The sequence below is a fragment of the Streptomyces sp. NPDC102441 genome (genome assembly GCF_044765585.1).
Lineage (GTDB): Bacteria > Actinomycetota > Actinomycetes > Streptomycetales > Streptomycetaceae > Streptomyces.
This window is the reverse complement of sequence record NZ_JBIWKH010000011.1, coordinates 287,887-304,462: the sequence shown is the minus strand read 5'-3', so window position 1 is coordinate 304,462 and position 16,576 is coordinate 287,887. Positions and strand designations below refer to the sequence as shown.

General features: G+C 72.6%; 11 protein-coding genes. 4 read left to right on the top strand and 7 right to left on the bottom strand.

Annotation, left to right across the window (positions count from 1 at the left end):
- Positions 1-13 precede the first annotated feature (13 nt).
- Positions 14-571 carry a secreted protein/lipoprotein gene (locus tag ACIREO_RS25195; RefSeq protein WP_404114016.1) on the bottom strand — a complete coding sequence of 186 codons (558 nt, stop codon included), beginning with the start codon at positions 569-571 and terminating at the stop codon, positions 14-16.
- 199 nt (positions 572-770) lie between these two features.
- On the opposite strand from ACIREO_RS25195, the gene ACIREO_RS25190 reads away from it, so the two are divergent.
- Both ACIREO_RS25190 and thpR read left to right on the top strand, forming a co-directional pair.
- Complete coding sequence (locus tag ACIREO_RS25190; RefSeq protein WP_404114014.1) at positions 771-1,991, top strand: alginate lyase family protein; 1,221 nt, start codon at positions 771-773, stop codon at positions 1,989-1,991.
- Positions 1,992-2,115: 124 nt separating this feature from the next.
- Positions 2,116-2,709: an RNA 2',3'-cyclic phosphodiesterase gene (gene thpR / locus ACIREO_RS25185; RefSeq protein ID WP_404114012.1), complete on the top strand. Its 594-nt coding sequence runs from the start codon at positions 2,116-2,118 to the stop codon at positions 2,707-2,709.
- Positions 2,710-2,727: 18 nt separating this feature from the next.
- On the opposite strand, the gene ACIREO_RS25180 is transcribed toward thpR, so the two are convergent.
- From ACIREO_RS25180 to ACIREO_RS25170, 3 genes are read right to left on the bottom strand one after another with little or no spacing between them, the layout of a single operon-like run.
- Entirely contained in the window at positions 2,728-3,501 is a 774-nt protein-coding gene (locus ACIREO_RS25180; protein ID WP_404114010.1) for a DeoR/GlpR family DNA-binding transcription regulator, read from the bottom strand.
- Positions 3,498-4,550 carry a 4-hydroxythreonine-4-phosphate dehydrogenase PdxA gene (gene pdxA, locus ACIREO_RS25175; RefSeq protein WP_404114008.1) on the bottom strand — a complete coding sequence of 351 codons (1,053 nt, stop codon included), beginning with the start codon at positions 4,548-4,550 and terminating at the stop codon, positions 3,498-3,500. The genes ACIREO_RS25180 and pdxA overlap by 4 nt, the downstream gene beginning before the upstream one ends.
- Positions 4,547-5,809, bottom strand: a complete 1,263-nt coding sequence (locus ACIREO_RS25170) for a four-carbon acid sugar kinase family protein (protein WP_404114006.1) — start codon at positions 5,807-5,809, stop codon at positions 4,547-4,549. Before ACIREO_RS25170 ends, pdxA begins: the two co-directional genes overlap by 4 nt.
- Positions 5,810-6,061: 252 nt before the next feature.
- Here ACIREO_RS25170 and ACIREO_RS25165 point away from each other — a divergent pair, with 252 nt between their 5' ends.
- Complete coding sequence (locus ACIREO_RS25165; protein WP_404114004.1) at positions 6,062-7,057, top strand: aldo/keto reductase; 996 nt, start codon at positions 6,062-6,064, stop codon at positions 7,055-7,057.
- A gap of 5 nt (positions 7,058-7,062) precedes the next feature.
- On the opposite strand, the gene ACIREO_RS25160 is transcribed toward ACIREO_RS25165, so the two are convergent.
- Both ACIREO_RS25160 and ACIREO_RS25155 read right to left on the bottom strand, forming a co-directional pair.
- Positions 7,063-9,765: a family 78 glycoside hydrolase catalytic domain gene (locus tag ACIREO_RS25160; RefSeq protein ID WP_404114002.1), complete on the bottom strand. Its 2,703-nt coding sequence runs from the start codon at positions 9,763-9,765 to the stop codon at positions 7,063-7,065.
- Between the two features lie 12 nt (positions 9,766-9,777).
- Complete coding sequence (locus tag ACIREO_RS25155) at positions 9,778-11,307, bottom strand: alpha-L-fucosidase (RefSeq protein WP_404114000.1); 1,530 nt, start codon at positions 11,305-11,307, stop codon at positions 9,778-9,780.
- Between the two features lie 51 nt (positions 11,308-11,358).
- Here ACIREO_RS25155 and ACIREO_RS25150 point away from each other — a divergent pair, with 51 nt between their 5' ends.
- Positions 11,359-13,554 (top strand): beta-galactosidase, encoded by a 2,196-nt coding sequence (locus ACIREO_RS25150; RefSeq protein ID WP_404113998.1) that lies wholly within the window; start codon positions 11,359-11,361, stop codon positions 13,552-13,554.
- Here ACIREO_RS25150 and ACIREO_RS25145 read toward each other — a convergent pair.
- Positions 13,497-16,538, bottom strand: coding sequence for a glycoside hydrolase family 2 TIM barrel-domain containing protein (locus ACIREO_RS25145; protein WP_404113996.1), 3,042 nt, complete (start codon positions 16,536-16,538; stop codon positions 13,497-13,499). The genes ACIREO_RS25150 and ACIREO_RS25145 overlap by 58 nt on opposite strands.
- Positions 16,539-16,576 lie beyond the last annotated feature (38 nt).

Sequence of the window (16,576 nt, the reverse complement as noted above, 5' to 3'; positions counted from 1 at the left end):
CCCTGTCGGCTGCTCAGCACGAGCGGGTTCTGTCCGCGGTGTACTCGGTGACTGTCCATCGGCTGCCCTCCCCCCGCTCCAACCGCGCCGTGACCCCGTACCTCACCGGCTGACCGGCCCGCCGCGGCAGCCGCCATCCTGTCGTCGTGTCGAGGGTCTCCCACTTCGAACCGTCCACGCAGTCCTGCACGGTCGCCGTGGGCGGCTGCGCGCCGGCAGTCAGCGTGGTGACCTCCGGCTCATGTCCGAGGTCGCCGCGCATCACCGTGTGTTCCTCGGCCATGCGGGCCAGGTCCCGTTCGAATGCGCTCCATGCGTCGCGCGCCGTGTACCGCTTCAGGTCCGTCCCGTCCGCCGAGGCAGCCCGGTACGCCTTCAACTGCTCCGCCCACATCAGGCGGTACACCGCCAGCACGTCGGCCTCGGCCGCCGTGGACGTGCCTACAGGGGGCTTCCCGTCGCTCCCGGTGGACCCGACGCCACCGCAGCCGGTCAGGACGAGAACGAATGTCGCGGCACCGCACCGGAGGGTGACGCCCGCCCGGGAACACGTCTGCCGAGCCGTCGCCATCAGCTACTCCTGGTTCGCCGTCCGATATCGGTCACCGGCTCAACGACGCACGCCGTCATCGGGTCACCGCCAGGAACATCGCGCGGTTGAAGGGGCGGTGGGTCTTGACGGGTTTCTGGTCTGTACCTATGGTCACCGGTCAACGCGAGTGTTCAACATCCAGTGCATCGTTCACATACACGAACGGATGGCCCCCCACATGCCCGCCATTTCCGCGTTCCACCGTGCCGGACGGCGTCCGGCGTTCCTGCTCACCGCGGCCGTCGCGACCACCGCTCTGGCAGCCGGTTTCCTCTCCCTGCCCGGCGCCCGCTCCGCGGAGGCCGCGCCCGCGGCCTTCACGCACCCCGGAGTCATCGTCTCCCAAGGGCAGTTGGACTTCACCCGTGGCAAGGTCGACGCCGGGGCGCAGCCCTGGAAGAGCGCGTTCGACCAGATGACGGCGAGCAAGTACGCCGACCCGAACCGCACCGCCAAGCCCCGTGCGACCGTCGAGTGCGGTTCCTACTCGAATCCCGACTACGGCTGTACGGACGAGCGTGAGGACGCGATCGCGGCATACACCAACGCGCTCGCCTGGTACATCACACGCGACGAGCGGTACGCGAAGAAGTCGATCGAGCTGATGGACGCCTGGTCGGCGGTGATCAAGACCCACACCAACAGCAACGCCCCGCTGCAGACCGGCTGGGCCGGCTCCTCCTGGCCGAAGGCTGCCGAGATCATCAAGCACACCTACACCGGGACGTGGCCCGGCTCCGGGCGCTTCGCGACCATGCTGCGCGACGTCTACCTTCCCGAGATCATCAACGGCTCCGACTCCAACGGGAACTGGGAGCTGTCGATGATGGAGGCCGCCGTCGGCATCTCTGTCTTCCTCGACGACAGGACGTCCTACGACAAGGCGATGGCGAAGTTCCGTGCGCGCACGGCCGCGTACGTCTATCTCGCCTCCGACGGCGCCGTGCCCAGGACCGTGCCGAGCCAGAACCTCGACACCACCGCGAAGATCGTCAAGTACTGGCAGGGGCAGTCCACCTTCGTCACCGGGCTCACCCAGGAGACCTGCCGTGACTTCACGCACACCGGTTACGGCATCTCGGCCATCGCCCACATCGCCGAGACCAGCCGGATCCAGGGCCAGGACCTCTACGGCACGGACGTCGGCGAGCGACTGCGGCAGGCGCTCGGCTTCCAGTCCAGGTACGAACTCGGCGAACCGGCGCCGGACTGGCTGTGCGGCGGGTCGCTGGACCTGGGTCTCGGGCCCGTCACCGAGGTCGGGTACAACGCCCTGCACAACCGCCTCGGCACGGCGATGACCAACACCCAGCTGCTGACCGAGCGGAGCCGCCCGGCCGGCAGCAACAACCTCTTCGTGGCCTGGGAGACGCTGACGCACGGCGACAACCCGAACTGATCCGGCCGGAAGGGCCCGTTCACCCGTCCTGCGGGTGCGCGACGAAGACGCCGCACGGCTGCGAGCGGCTCCCTCGCGCACCCGGTCCGCCGCCCGGCCGACGGGATGCTGTACGAAGACCTGTGTGAACGAACAGACCCGGCCCGCGACCGTACGCGTGTTCATCGCCCTGGCCCCGCCCGACCACGCGAAGGAAGAGCTGGCCCGAGAGCTGCGCCCCGCGTATGACACGCACCCTCACATGCGGTGGAACCGTATCGAGGACTGGCACATCACCCTGGCTTTCCTGGGGGAACTTCCGGTCGGTACCGTTCCGCTCCTGAGCCCGCCGCTCGCCGGCCTCGCTGCGGACCACCGGCCGCCCCGGCTGGCCCTGCGTGGCAGCGGAACCTTCGACGACCGGGTGCTGTGGAGCGGGATGGACGGAGACCTCGAAGGACTGCGAATGCTCGCCACCGATGTACGTACGGCTATGAAGGGCGCCGGTGTCGCCTTCGAGGACCGGCCGCTGCGCGCCCACCTGACCTTGGCACGTGCCCGCCGGGGAGACCGGTCCTCGGCGGCGGAGATCGCTGAGGGACTGGCCGGCTTCACCGGCCGCCCGTGGTCTGCCGAACGTCTGCACCTGGTCGGCAGCAACGTCGGCCGCAGCCGTGGGCCGATCCACTACCGCGACATCGAGGCCTGGCCCCTCGGCGGTGGAGACGGGCCCGGATGAGACGGCACGGACGGGCTGTCAGTTCACCGGCGGTTCCGCCAGCAGGACTTCGACACCGCGGCTGCGCAGGGCGCGCACCTGGTCGGGATCCGCCGACGCGTCGGTCACCAGCGTCCAGCCAGGTTGCCAGGGGGCCCAGGCGTGGAAGGGGGCCGCGCCCAGCTTCGCCGCGTGCGCGAGGACGTACACCCGGCGCGAACGGCGGGCCATGAGTTCCTTGAGCCTGATCTGCTCCGCGCCGGCCTCACAGATGCCGAGGCCGGGCGAGACGCCGTCGGTTCCGAGGAACGCGGCGTCGAACGTCATGCGCTCCAGAGCGGCCTCGGTGAGCGGGCCGACGAACGCGTGGCTGAGCGGGCGGTAGTCGCCGCCCAGGCAGGTGACGTGCACGCCTTCGGCTCCCCCGAGTTCGAGCACCGCCGACAGGCTGGGCGTCGCGACGGTCACTCCGGCCCCTGTGCCGCGCAGTGCGCGGGCGAGCGCGGCGACGGTGGAGCCCGCGTCGAGCAGGACCGTCCCGCCCGGCGCGATCCGGGTCAACGCGAGGGCCGCGATGGCGCGCTTGGCCTCGGGCGCCTGCGCCGTACGCCGGTGGAGGGGTGCCTCGGGTGCCATGGCGCCGCCGTAGGTACGGGCGAGGCGCCCGTCAGCGGTGAGTCTGGCGAGGTCCCGGCGGATCGTGGACGGGCTCACCACGAACCGTGTGCTGAGTTCGTCGACCCCGGCGAGGCCGCTGTCCTGGGCCAGGGCGACGATACTTTCGCGCCGGGCGTGTGCGGCCGCGCTGGTCATCGGTGCCTTTCGGTGGCGAGTGCGACCGCCTGGCGGAGCGCCTCGACCATGCTGTCGCCCCGGGCGGTGCCGGTTCCCGCGATGTCGAAGGCCGTGCCGTGGTCGACGGAGGTGCGGATGACGGGGAGTCCGACCGTGACGTTGACGCCGTTCTCGATGCCGAGGACCTTGACCGGGGCGTGGCCCTGGTCGTGGTACATCGCCACGATCAGATCGTAGTCGCCGCGGGCCGCGAGGAAGAACGCCGTGTCGGCGGGGAGCGGGCCGTGTACGTCGATGCCGTCGGCGCGCAGCGCGGCGACGGCGGGGGCGATCTTCGTCTCCTCCTCACCGTTGCCGAAGAGGCCGTTCTCACCGGCGTGCGGATTGATGCCGCACACGCCGATGACCGGCTCGGGGATTCCGGCGCGGACCAGGGCTTGGTGGCCGCGGCGCACGGTGCGCTCGACGAGCGGCGGGTCGATCCGGTGCACGGCGTCGATCAGGCCGAGGTGGGTGGTGACGTGGATGACGTTCAGGTCGGGAGTCGTCAGCATCATGGACACCTCGTCCGTGCCCGTGAGGCTCGCGAGCAGCTCGGTGTGCCCGGCGTAGGCGTGCCCGGCGAGGTGCAGGGCCTCCTTGTTGAGGGGGGCCGTGCATATCGCGTCGACGTCGCCGCGCACGGCGAGTCGTGCGGCCTCCTCGACGTAGCGGTAGGCGGCTTCGCCCGCCTCCGCGGAAAGGCGTCCCCAGGGCAGATCCGCCGGCAGGAGGTCCAGGTCGACGACGTTCACGCGTCCGGGGGTCCAGTCGGCCTCCCCCGGGCCGGGGACGGGTACGACGGTGTCCTCACTGCCGACCAGTGCGGCCGCCCTGCGCAGACTGCGGGCGTCGCCGATGACGAGGGGGCGGCACCGGCGCACGGTGTCCGGGTGTGCGAGCGCCTTCATGACGATCTCGGGGCCGACGCCGGCCCCGTCCCCCATGGTCACGGCGACGAGCGGGAGGCGGTCGGGCGGCGGTGCGGTCGTGCGGGCGCGTCCGGGGGTGTGCTCGGCGGGGTTCATCGCGGTCCTCCGTCGGATGTGTGCGGTGTCTGCGGTACGTCGTGGCCGGGCTGTTCGCGCAGGGCGCCCACCATGCGCACGAGGGAATCGGTGCCGCCGAAGCTTCCGGGGCGGGTGACGACGCCGCGCCCGTCCGTGGTCCGGCAGAGCACGGCGCCGTGGTGCACCTGTCCGACCGGCAGCAGTGCGGTGATCCCGAGTTCGTCCAGGAGGGTGCGGGCGGTCTCCCCGCCGGTGAGGACGAGGTCCGCGTCCTCGGGCAGGAGCCCGGCGACGGTGCGGGCGAGGGCCCTTGCCAGGCGGGGTGCGGCAGAAGGGTCGATGACCGTGGTGGGCGCGACGCTGAGGACGAGGACCGGGGCCCGGTCCCGGGCGGTCGTGGTGACGGCGGCCGGGTGGCTGCCGGCGGGGTGGGCGAGCAGGGAGTTGGGGCGGAACGCGATGTGGCGGGCCCCGAGCAGGGTCAGTTGCGCGATCTGCGCACGGGCGCCGGGGTGCGCGGTTCCTACGACGACCACCACGGGGCGCGGCTCCCTGTTCGGCCGCCGGGGGTCCGCACGGCGTTCGGCCGTGCCGGACAGCCGTCCCAGGGCGGCGGTGATGCCGCCCGAGCCGATGGTCCGTACTGTCTCCGGCAGGCGGAGAATTGCCTCGGCCACGGCGTCCAGGTCGGCGTCGGTCTCGGCGTCGCACACCAGAGCCGCTCCGTCGGCGAGGCCTCGGCTCAGACGGTGTAACAGGTGTGGGACGCCCGCGCGTATCTCCGTGAGGGGTATGACGGACGCGTACATGCCCAGTGCTCCGGCCACGGACCTCGGCGGCGGCCCTGGCTCGGCGTGCCAGGCGTCGGTGTGGTGGAGCGGTACGCCGTGGAGCCGTACGACACCGTCGCGGACGGTCCGGCCGCCGGCCGGCAGCGCGGTCGCGACCACGAGACCGCCCGCGCCCGCCGCGAACGCCGCGGTCTCTGCGGCGAAATGGCCCCGGAGCAGCGAGTCGCTCTTCTTGACCAGCCGGGTGCCGTCCGCTGCGTGCCGCCGGACCGCCTGCGCGACGAGCCCTGCCGCTTCGGTGGATGTGCGTCCACGCGAGTCGAGATCCACCACCAGGGTCTCCCCCGGCAGCCGGTGTGCGGCCGGTACGAGGGCGATCCTCCGGCAGGAAGGCAGCACGGCCGCGCACTCGGCGGCACCGGACAGGTCGTCGGCCAGCACGACGAGGGGCGGACAGGTCCTGCGGTCGAACCGGTCGTGCGGCACGAGCGGCCCCCTCTCCTCCTGCGCTACGTGGCTGAAGTCGCCGGGCGGCCCGGCGGGCGCGGCTCATGGACCGTCGCGGTCTCCGGCGGCACGGCCGGCCCAGCATGGCAGCTCTGCGCGATTCGCGCGATATATCTTGCGCGAATCACGCAACACTGCCACCGTCGTGCCGACGGCCACGAGCCGGCGCCCGATGCCCGAAGTGCCGCGCGGACACGCCGCAGTTGCCGCCCGAGTGGAAGGGGTCTCCCGATGTCCACCGCCCATGACCTTCACCTGCCGGACGTTGCCGTCCCGCTGTCTCCCCTGGTGCTCGGCACCATGACGTTCGGCGACACAGTCGGCCGCGCGGACGCCGCCCGTCTTCTGGACATGGCCCTCGACGCCGGTGTCACGGGCGTGGACACGGCGAACGTCTATGCCGACGGCGAGACGGAGCGCATCCTCGCCGGGTTGCTCCCCTCCCGCCGCGACCGGATGGTCCTCGCCACCAAGGCGGGGATGCCGCACGAGGACCATCAGGGCCACGCCCCGCTGTCCCGCGCCGGGTTGCGGGCGGCGCTCGACGGGAGCCTGAAGCGGCTCGGCACCGATCATGTCGACATCTTCTACCTGCACCAGCCCGATCACGCCACGCCGGCCGCCGAAACTCTGGAGACGGTGGCGGAGTTCGCCGCCGAGGGCCGCATCCGGGCACTGGGGGTCTCCAATCATCCCGCCTGGCGGATCGCCCATCTCATGGGCGTCGCCGACGAGTCGGGGACGCCCCGGCCGGTGATCGCCCAGCAGTTGCACAACCTGCTGGCCCGCCGCGTCGAGGAGGAGTACACCGGCTTCACCGCGCATCCCGCGTCGCGCGGGATGCGCACCATGGCGTACAACGCGCTGGCCGGCGGTCTGCTGACCGGACGTTACGCCGGTGGCCGGGAGCCGGGCGCGGGCCGGTTCGGTACGTCGCGACTCGCGGACACCTACCACGACCGCTACTGGAACGACGGGCTGTTCACGGCCGTGGCCCGGCTCCGGGCCGTCGCGGACGGCGCCGGAATTCCGCTCGCCGCGCTCGCGCTGCGGTGGCTGCTGCACCGGGAGTCGACCGACGCGGTACTGATCGGCTGCTCCGGGACCGGCCAGTTGCGGGCCAACCTCGCGGCTGCTTCGGCGGGCCCGCTGCCCGGTGACGTGCTTGCGGCGTGCGACGAGGTGGGGGCCGGACTCCGCGGCCCCATGCCCGCCTACCACCGCTGATCCCGTCACCCGGCGGGTGGCTCGCCGGGCGGTGAGCCACAGCCGCAGTCGCGGTCGCTCCCCGCGACGAAGGGGTGGCCGGTCACCGTGACGGGCCGGTCGTCGATGACGTTCGGGGTGTCGACGACATGGCGGCCGGCGCCTCTGGTCAGGGGCGCGGGCCGGCCCGGGAGGTGGATGTCGGCGCGGGCCCCGGGCGGCACCAGGACCTCCACCACGAGGGTGGGCCCTTCGATGCGCCAGCCCGCCTCCGCGCGCCCGTACGGGGTGAGGTGCGCGGCCCACGCGCGGGTGAGCGTGCCGCCGGGGGACGGTGCCACCCGGATGCGGCGCCAGCCGGGCTCGGCCGCGGAGAGTCCGGCCACGCTCCGGTGGAGCCAGTCGGCCACGGATCCGAGGGCGTAGTGGTTGAAGGACGTCATCTGTCCGGGGTTGACGCTGCTGTCGGGAAGCATCGAGTCCCAGCGCTCCCACACGGTGGTCGCCCCCATGGTCACGGGGTACAGCCATGACGGGCAGTGCCGCTCGGCGACCATGCGGTGGGCGAGACGGGCGTGGCCCGCCAGGGACAGCGCGTCGCAGATCAGGGGGGTCCCCGCGAAGCCGGTGGCGATGCGGAAGCCCGAGCGGCGCACCAGTTGTGCCAGACGGTCCCCGGCCCGCAGCCGCTGTCGCCCTTCGGGGAGCAGCCCGAAGCACAGGGCCAGCGCGTAGGCGGTCTGCGAGTCGGACGCCAGACGGCCTGCCGGGGTGACGAACTCTTCGGCGAAGGCGGTACGCAGGCGGGCGGCCAGGGCGCGGTGGTGGGCGGCGTCGCCCTTCTCGTCGAGGAGTTCCCCGATCCCGGCGAGGAGGTCGGCCGAGTGGATGAGGTGGGCCGCGGCGACGAGTTCGGCGTCGGTGCGGGCCGCGGCGGGGTCGTCGGGCGGGGCCGTGGGGTCGAGCCAGTCGCCGAGCTGGTCGGGGTCGCGCCACAGACCGCCGTCCTCCGCCGCTCGTCCGGCCATGAGACCCACCCAGGCGGTCATGGACGGGTACTGGTCGCGCAGCAGGCCGAGGTCGCCGCTGTTGCGGTACAGCGCCCACGGCACCAGGACCGCGGCGTCGCCCCACAGCGCGTGCGGGTGTTCGCCCGCCGGCGGGTCGAGGATGTCGGGGACGACCAGAGGTACCGAGTGGTCGGGGCGGGCCAGTTGCTCGGCCGCGAGGTCCCGCAGCCAGCCGGCCAGCATGCCGGTGCAGTCGTGGAGGAAGGCGGCGGTGGGTGCGAAGACGGCGATGTCGCCGGTCCAGCCGAGCCGTTCGTCGCGCTGCGGGCAGTCGGTCGGGATGTCGACGAAGTTGCCGAGCAGGGAGTGCACGACGTTCTCGTGGAGCCGGTTCAGGAGCGGGTCGGAGCTCTCGAACCAGCCGGTGCGCTCCATGTCGGTGTGCAGCACGATCGCCTCGACACCGGTGGGGTCGAATGTCCCGGGCCAGCCGTGGATCTCGGCGTACCGGAAGCCGTGCAGGGTGAAGCGGGGTTCGTAGGTCTCGGGCGCGCCCGTGCCGCGCAGCACGTACGTGTCCGTGGCGGCGGCCCGGCGCAGGGGGCGCAGGGCGAGTTCGCCGTGTTCCAGGACCTCCGCGTGGCGCAGGGTGACGGTGTGTCCGGCGGGCCCGGTCACTCGCAGGCGGAGCCGGCCCACCAGGTTCTGTCCGAAGTCGACGACGGTGCGGCCTGAGGGTGTGGTGAGCACCTCTCGGACGGGGACGGTGCGGGTGCGGCGGACCGGGGGGCCGGTGGGGGCGGTCAGCCGGGCGGTGGGCGGGGGGAGTTCGCATACCCGTGCCCAGTGGCGGCTGTCGTGGCCGGGCCGGGACCAGCCGTCCTGCTCCAGGCGGGCGTCGTAGGTCTCGCCGTCGTAGAGCTCCGAGCGCACCAGCGGTCCGGTGCTCCAGGTCCAGCGGTCGTCGGTGGTGACGAGCTGGGTGGTCCCGTCCGTCCCGTGGATCTCCAGTTGGGCGAGCAGGGACCGGTGGCGGCCGTAGTGATGGCGCCGGCCGCCGTCCCAGCCGAGGCGTCCGGAGTGCCAGCCTTCCCCGAGGAGCGCGCCGATGGTGTTGGGGCCGGGCCGCAGGAGGGCGGTGACGTCGTGGGTACGGTAGCGCAGCCGGTGGTGGTAGGAGGTCCAGCCGGGTTCCAGCACTTCGTCGCCGACGCGTGTGCCGTTGACCTCGGTCTCGTAGATGCCGTGCGCGGTGACGTACAGGCGGGCGGACGCGACGTCGCCCTCGATCCGGAAGTCCCTGCGCAGCAGGGCCACCGGCAGGGCTTCCTCGTCGTCGCCGGTGTCCGGTGTGATGAGGCGGGCGCACCAGTCGGAGGGGTCGAGCAGCCCGGTCTCGACGGTGGCGGCTTCCGACCAGGGACTGGGTCCGCCGTCCGAGCCTCCCCACACCATCACCCGTACGGTGGCGCGGGTGCGGGAGGTGAGTGGCGGGCCGGGCCAGGGCACCAGCACGCAGTCGGCTCCCGGGGTGCGGCCGGTGTCGGTGAGGGGGGTGCCGTCCGTCCCCACGATCCTGATGCGGTAGGCGTGTTGGACCCAGTCGGGTTCCTCGGTGCGGGTACGCCAGCTCAGGCGCGGGGCCGGTTCGCCGATACCGAGGGCGAGGCGGTGGTGTTCGAAGACGGGGGCGGCGGTCACTGTCGTCGGATGCTGCACGGGCCGGGCTCCTCAGTCCATTTCGATGCGCAGGACCTGCGCGTAGGGGGTGGGGGGCGGCCCGGGGGGCAGGTGGACGTCGAGGGCGTCGTGGCCGGAGGTCCACCGGACCGGGGCGTCGGTGCCGAGCATGCTGATCCGGCGGGGCGGTGCGGTGACGAGCCCTCGCGCCGTGCCGAGGCTTTCGATACGGACGGTGCGGTCGTCGGGCCAGGCCATCAGGAAGGCGTAGAGGGCGGAGCGGTCCCCCTGGCCCACGGTGAAGCGGATGTCGCGGGGCGTGTAGGTGAGTGTCTTCTCCCGGGCGCGGTCGCCGGTCACGTCGGTCGGGCCCTCCCCGTGGACCTTCCAGGGGCGGCTGCCGAAGACGGCCTCGCCGCACAGGGCGGTCCAGGCGCCGAGGGAGTCGAGGACGGCGCCGGTCGGCTCGTCGATGGTGCCGTCGGGGAGCTGGGGGACGTTGAGGAGCAGGCAGCCGTTCTTGGCGACGGTGTCGACCAGCAGGTGCACGATCTCGGGGGCGGTCTTGTAGCGCTCGCCGTCGCTGTAGAACCAGTCGCCGATGCTGGTGTCGTACTGCCAGGGGTGCGGGTCGAGGGTGCCGAGCTGGCCTCGTTCGACGTCCAGGAGCACGGCGTCGCGGTCCTCGTCGGGGATGGTCTTGATGGAGACGGCGCCCTCGGGCCGGCGGGCGTAGTAGTCGGCGAGGAATTCCAGGCCTCGGCGGCTGGGCGGGGCGGCCTGGCACACGCTGCCCTCGTCGAAGGGCATACGGGAGTCGTCGAGGTAGACGAGGTCGGCGTCGTGGCGGAACGCGACGTCGCGCAGCCGGGCGTAGAAGTCGTCGACGAACGCCGCGTCGGGCTTCTCACCGGGCCGGCGTGGGCGGCCGTAGAGGTCGCGTGGGTCGAGCCCCTGCCACCAGGAGCCGTCCCCGTCGGCCGCGGTGAGGTGTCCGTCGTACGGGAGACCCGCGTGGGGGCCGTCCGCGTCGTGGCCGAACGCGGCGTCGAGCCAGCGCCAGGTCCAGGAGCCGGCGTGCATGCTCACGCCGAAGCGGAGCCCGGCGGAGCGGGCGGCGCCGGCCCAGCGGGCGACGATGTCGGTGCGCGGACCGACGTTGACGGAGTTCCACGGCTGGCGGGCCGAGTCCCACAGGTCGAAGTTGTCGCAGTGTGTGGCGAGGGAGACGAAGTACCGGGCGCCGGTCCGCCGGAAGCGGTCCATCAGCGCCTCCGGGTCGAACCGTTCGGCCTTCCAGGAGTGGCACAGGTCCTTGTGGCCGTACGCGGAGGGGTGGCCGAAGTGTTCGCGGTGGTGGGCGGTCTGCCTGGCGGTCCGCTTCCGCTCGAAGTCCTCGGTGCCCTCGTAGGAGCCGTAGAGGTGGCGGGCGTACCAGTCGCCCCTGCGGGCCGCGGACTGCGGGCCCCAGTGCGCCCAGATGCCGAGCTTGGCGTCCCTGAACCAGTCCGGGACGCGGTGGCCGCGCAGCGATCCCCAGTCGGGCCGGTACGTGCTGTTCCGGTCGTGGCCGGTGTTCATGCAACTCCCCTTCCATTGACGGTATTCAGGCGGCATGCCACCTTCGGAGCCATGTCGAACTTCCTTGCACGAGCGTCATGGGGCGCGGACCGGGTCCGGCTGGGGACCGCGTATTACCACGAGTATCAGCCGACGGACCGGCTGGAGACGGACCTCGATCTGATGGCCGCGACGGGGCTGTCGCTGATCCGGGTCGGCGAGTCGGTCTGGTCGACCTGGGAGCCGGAGGACGGAGTCCTCGACCTGGACTGGGTGGCTCCGGTCCTGGACGGCGCGCACGAGCGCGGCATCGGGGTGCTGCTCGGCACACCGACGTACGCGGTGCCTCCCTGGCTGCAGCGCGCACACCCGGAGATCGCCGCGGTCCGCGCGGACGGCAGCCGGGTGCCGTGGGGGGCCCGGCAGGAGGTGGACTTCACGCACCCGGTGTTCCGCCGTTACGCGGAGCGGCTGGTGCGGCGCGTCGTCTCCGCGTACGCGGGACACCCCGCGGTGGCCGGGTTCCAGGTCGACAACGAGCCCGGTCTCCTTCTCCTGCACAACGAGGGGGTGTTCGAGGAGTTCGTGGCGCGGCTGCGGCGGCGCTTCGGGACCGTCGGCGCGCTCAACGAGGCGTGGGGGCTGGCCTACTGGTCGCACCGTCTGTCGTCCTGGGACGAGCTGTGGGCGCCGGCGGGCAACACCACCCCTTCGTACGACCTGGCGTGGCGTCGCCATCAGGCCGATCTGACGGCCGAGTTCATCGCCTGGCAGACGGAGATCGTCCGGGAGGCCGCCAGGCCGCACCAGTACGTGACCACCTGCCTGGCGGTGACCCGTCCGGCGGTCGACGAGGAGGCGCTGACCGGGGTGCTGGACGTCACGGCCGGCAATGTCTACTACGCGGCGCAGGACGAGCTGGCTCTGCCCGACACGGGCCGGCGCCATGAGGGCGGCTGGTTCGGCCAGGGTGTCTGGCAGCTGTACCAGGCGGCGGACCGGCTGTGGGGCGCGCGCCAGGAGCCGTTCCTGGTCACCGAGACGAACGCCTCCTCGATCGGCGGGTCGCACACCAATCACGCGGGGTACGACGGCCAGTTGAGACAGGCCGCCTGGGCGCTGGCCGCGCGTGGGGCGCGTCTGGTGCAGTACTGGCACTGGCACACGCTGCCCTACGGTGCGGAAACCTACTGGGGCGGCGTTCTCGGGCACGCTCTCGAACCCGGCCGTACCCAGCGTGAGATCCGGCGGATCGCGGCGGAGTTCGAGGCGGCCGGGGAGGTGATGACGGGGCTCGTCCCGGACGTGGACGCGGCCTTCGTCCGGTCCGTCGAGAGCGACTGGGCGATGCAGTTCCAGCCGCCGCTGCCGCTCCCCGGAACGTTCGATCCGGATCCTCGCTCGTACGGGCGGGTCTTCGGCGCCTTCTACAAGGGGTTCTTCGACGCGGGCGCCCAGGCCCGGATCATGTCGCCCCGGCAGCTGGCGTCGGCCCTGCGCCACGGGACGGACGCCCCCGGCACGTTCCCCGCCTGCCTGGTGGTGCCCGCCCTCTACGTGAGCGACGACGAGGTGCCCGCTCTCCTCGACGGCTACGCACGCGACGGCGGACACCTGGTGCTCACCTTCCGCACGGGCTACGCCGACGGTGAGGCGCGGGCACGGTCCGAGGTCGCGCCGGGGGCCGTGCTGCGGGCGGCGTCCGGGGTGCACTACACGGAGTACGCGAACCTGCCCGGGCCTCTGGCCGTCGAGCCGGCGGAGGGGTCGTCGCTGAAGCTCGCGCCCGGTGCCCGGGCCCTGGAGTGGGCGGACGGTCTGGAGACGGACGACGCCCGGCCGCTCGCGCACTACACGCACCCCCATTTCGGACGGTGGCCGGCCGCGACCGTCCGGGAGCACGGGCGGGGCAGCGTGACGTATGTGGGAACGCTGCCGGACAGCGTCTTCGCCGAGGCGCTGGCCCGGCACACATCCGGTGGTGCGACGGCTGCGGCGTGCTGGGCGCCGCTGCCCGCGTCGGTGACCGTGACCTCGGCCAGCAACGCACTGGGACAGCGCCTGTGGTTCGTGCACAACTGGGCGTGGCAGCCGGTACGGGTCCCCGTTCCCGTAGCGGTCCGTGACGTGCTCGGTGAGGAGCGCCTGGCTCCCGGCGACGGGCTGGGCCTGGGGGCGTGGGATGTGCGTGTGCTCCGTGCGGTCGGCGCTCACGACGGGCCTCCGGACACGAGCGGGCGGAGCAGCAGCTCGATGTGCCAGGGCTGAGGGAGCAGTTGGTGGTCCGCCAGCGGGCCCGGTCCGCAGGAGGCGCTGCCGAGACCGTGCTGGGCGACGTCCACGTGGAGATGAAGGCGGTCGCCCGGTACGAGGTCCGGCGGGTGGGCGGCCGCTTCGAGCTCCCCGTGGCTCCAGGGCCGGACCGTCAGGCCGAAGGGCCTGCCGGTACCGGCCGTCTCGACGCGCAGGCCCTGGCCGGTCGCGGGGTCCACGAGCTCGGCCCATCGGACGGCGGCGCGCCGGCCGTTCTCCTGCGGGACGACGTACGGGGTCTGGAGCGAGGCGACATCGGCGGTGAACAAGCCCGTCCGGGCGGCGTCTTCGCTGTCCGGGTAGGCCTCTCCGGGGCCCTTTCCGTACCATCGGACGCGGTCGTGGCGGGCGGGCAGTGTGAACCGTATGCCGGCACGCGGCAGGGTGAGACCGTCCCAGGGGCCCTCCGGGGTGATGTCGACGGTGAGGCGCAGGGCATCGCCCTCCCGGGTCCAGGTGTGATGCATCCGCAGGCCGTGCGGCAGGCCGTCGGGGGCGTGGCGGGACCGGACGCGCACCTCCTCCCGGCTCCGCTCGACGCTCTCCGTGCGGATGACCAGCCGGTCCAGGCCCGCTCCACGCCACCGGCGCAGTACGGAGTTGTCGCCCATCCCCCGGTCGTTGTCGGTGGGTGCGCGCCAGATGTCGAGGTAGGGGCCCGCGAGGCCCAGGCCGAGGCCGTCCGGTGCGTGCAGCAGTCCGGTGTGTTCGTCGAGGACGCCGACGGCGGGGGCTTGCGGGAGCTGTCCTGGCCGGGGCGCGGCCGCCCGGACGCGCGACTGTGTCCAGGCGACCTCATGACCGGCCGGGCCCCACAACTCGTCGGCGGCCAGGACGGCCCGGACGGTCAGCCAGGTCTCGCCGGACGGGCCGGAGCGACCGGCGGGCGGGGCGGGCAGCTTCGGCAGGGCGGGCAGGGCGAGGTCCGCCTCCTGGCGTGCGGCCACCGGTGGTACTTCCAGGCCGCCTTCCGCGAGGTGGACACCGTCCGTCTCCAGGGTCCAACCGAACCGCAGGTGCGACAGGTCCCGTACGTCGTGCCGGTTGCGCACCCGGATCCGGCCGGCCTCCGGGTCGATGTCGATGCCGACCGGTTCGATGGCTTTCTTGTACGCGGCGAGGCCGGGTGACGGGGTGCGGTCGGGGAAGAGCAGCCCGTCGATGCAGAAGGTGCCGCCGTTGGGACTGTCGCCGAAGTCCCCGCCGTACGCGAAGTACTCGCGGCCGTTCTCGTCGGTGCGGCGCAGGCCGTGGTCGATCCACTCCCAGACGAAGGCACCGGCGCAGCGCGGATGGGACTCCAGGGTCCGCTGGTACTCGGTGAGGGAGCCGGGGCCGTTTCCCATGGCGTGCGCGTACTCGCACAGCAGAAAGGGCAGTTGGCGCCTGCGCTGCTCCGTCCCGGGCTCGTCCGCGGTCTCGGGCGGCGTGTCCTCCTCGTGGCGGCCGATGCGATCGACCTCGGCCACGGGGGCGTACATGAGGCTGTAGAAGTCGGAGTGGCGGTAGGTGCGGTCGCGTTCGTAGTGCAGTGGCCGGGACGGGTCGCGCTCCCTGGTCCAGTCGGCGACGGCGCCGAAGTTCGTGCCGTGATGGCTCTCGTTGCCCAGGGACCAGATGACGACGCTGGGGTGGTTCTTGTCGCGTTCCACGGTGCGGCGCGTCCGGTCCAGGAACATCGGCCGCCACCGGGGGTCGTCCGCGGGGTTGCCGGCCCAGTCGGCGTGGATGAATCCGTGTGTCTCGATGTCGCACTCGTCCACGACCCACAGGCCCAGTTCGTCGCAGAGGCCGAGGAAGTCGGGGTGGGGTGGGTAGTGGGCGGTGCGTACGGCGTTGATGTTGTGACGCTTCATCAGGAGCAGGTCGTGGCGCATCGTGTCGAGGGGGACGGCGCGTCCGCGGTCGGGGTCGTGTTCGTGGCGGTTGACGCCGCGCAGCAGCACGGGAGCGCCGTTGACGGTGAAGCGGCCGTCCCGGACCGCCACGGTGCGGAAACCGATGCGCAGCCGGACGGGTTCGGCACTGCCGGAGAGGGGCGTCAGTTCGCCGGTGTAGAGGCGGGGGTTCTCGGCGCTCCAGGGTCGGACGCAGGGCAGCGGAACGGTCCGGCCGGCCGGGTGACCGTGGATGCCGAGCTCGGGCACCGACAGGAGGGCGGGCACATCGGTGTCGACGCGCAGGGTGCCGCTCCCCCGTTCGTGGTCGTACGAAGCGTGGACGAAGTAGTCGCCGATCGCCCCCGGAACGACTTCCAGCAGCGTCACATCGCGGAAGATGCCGGGCAGCCACCACATGTCCTGGTCCTCCAGATAGCTGCCCGAGGACCAGCGGTGGACGCGTACGGCGAGGTCGTTGCGGCCGGGGCGCAGGGCCGGGCCGGCGTCGAACTCCGCCGGCAGCCGGCTGCCCTTGGAGGTGCCCAGCTCCTGGCCGTTGAGCCAGACCTTGAAGCAGGAGTCGACCCCGTCGAAGCGCAGGACGGTGCCGGCCGGCCGCCATCCGCCGGGGAGGTGGAAGGTGCGGTGGTGGTCGCCCGTCGGGTTGGTGTCGGGCATGTGCGGAGGGTCGATGGGGAACGGGTACGCGGTGTTGGTGTAACGGGGTATGCCGTGGCCCTGGAGCACCCAGTGGCCGGGGACGGTCAGTGGTGACCAGCTGCGGTCCTCTCGGTCGGGGCCGTCGGGGCCGAGGAAGTCGAGAGGGGCGTCGGCGGCCGGCGACAGGCGGAAGGACCATGTGCCGGCGAGTGCCAGCTGCCGGCCTGGGGCGAAGTGGGCGCGCGGGGCAAGCCGTCCCGTGCCGGGTGTCAGGTCCGCCCAGTACGGGGCCGCCGCCTCCTCCTGCTGTTCTGTGCCCGGGTCGCCCGGGTCGCCCGGGTGGCCGTCGCCGCTGTCCGGCGTCGCGCCCGCTCCCGTTTCCGTGTCCGTGTCCGTCACAGTCCCTCACCTCTCGTCGTCGAAGGCCGCCGCCGGCG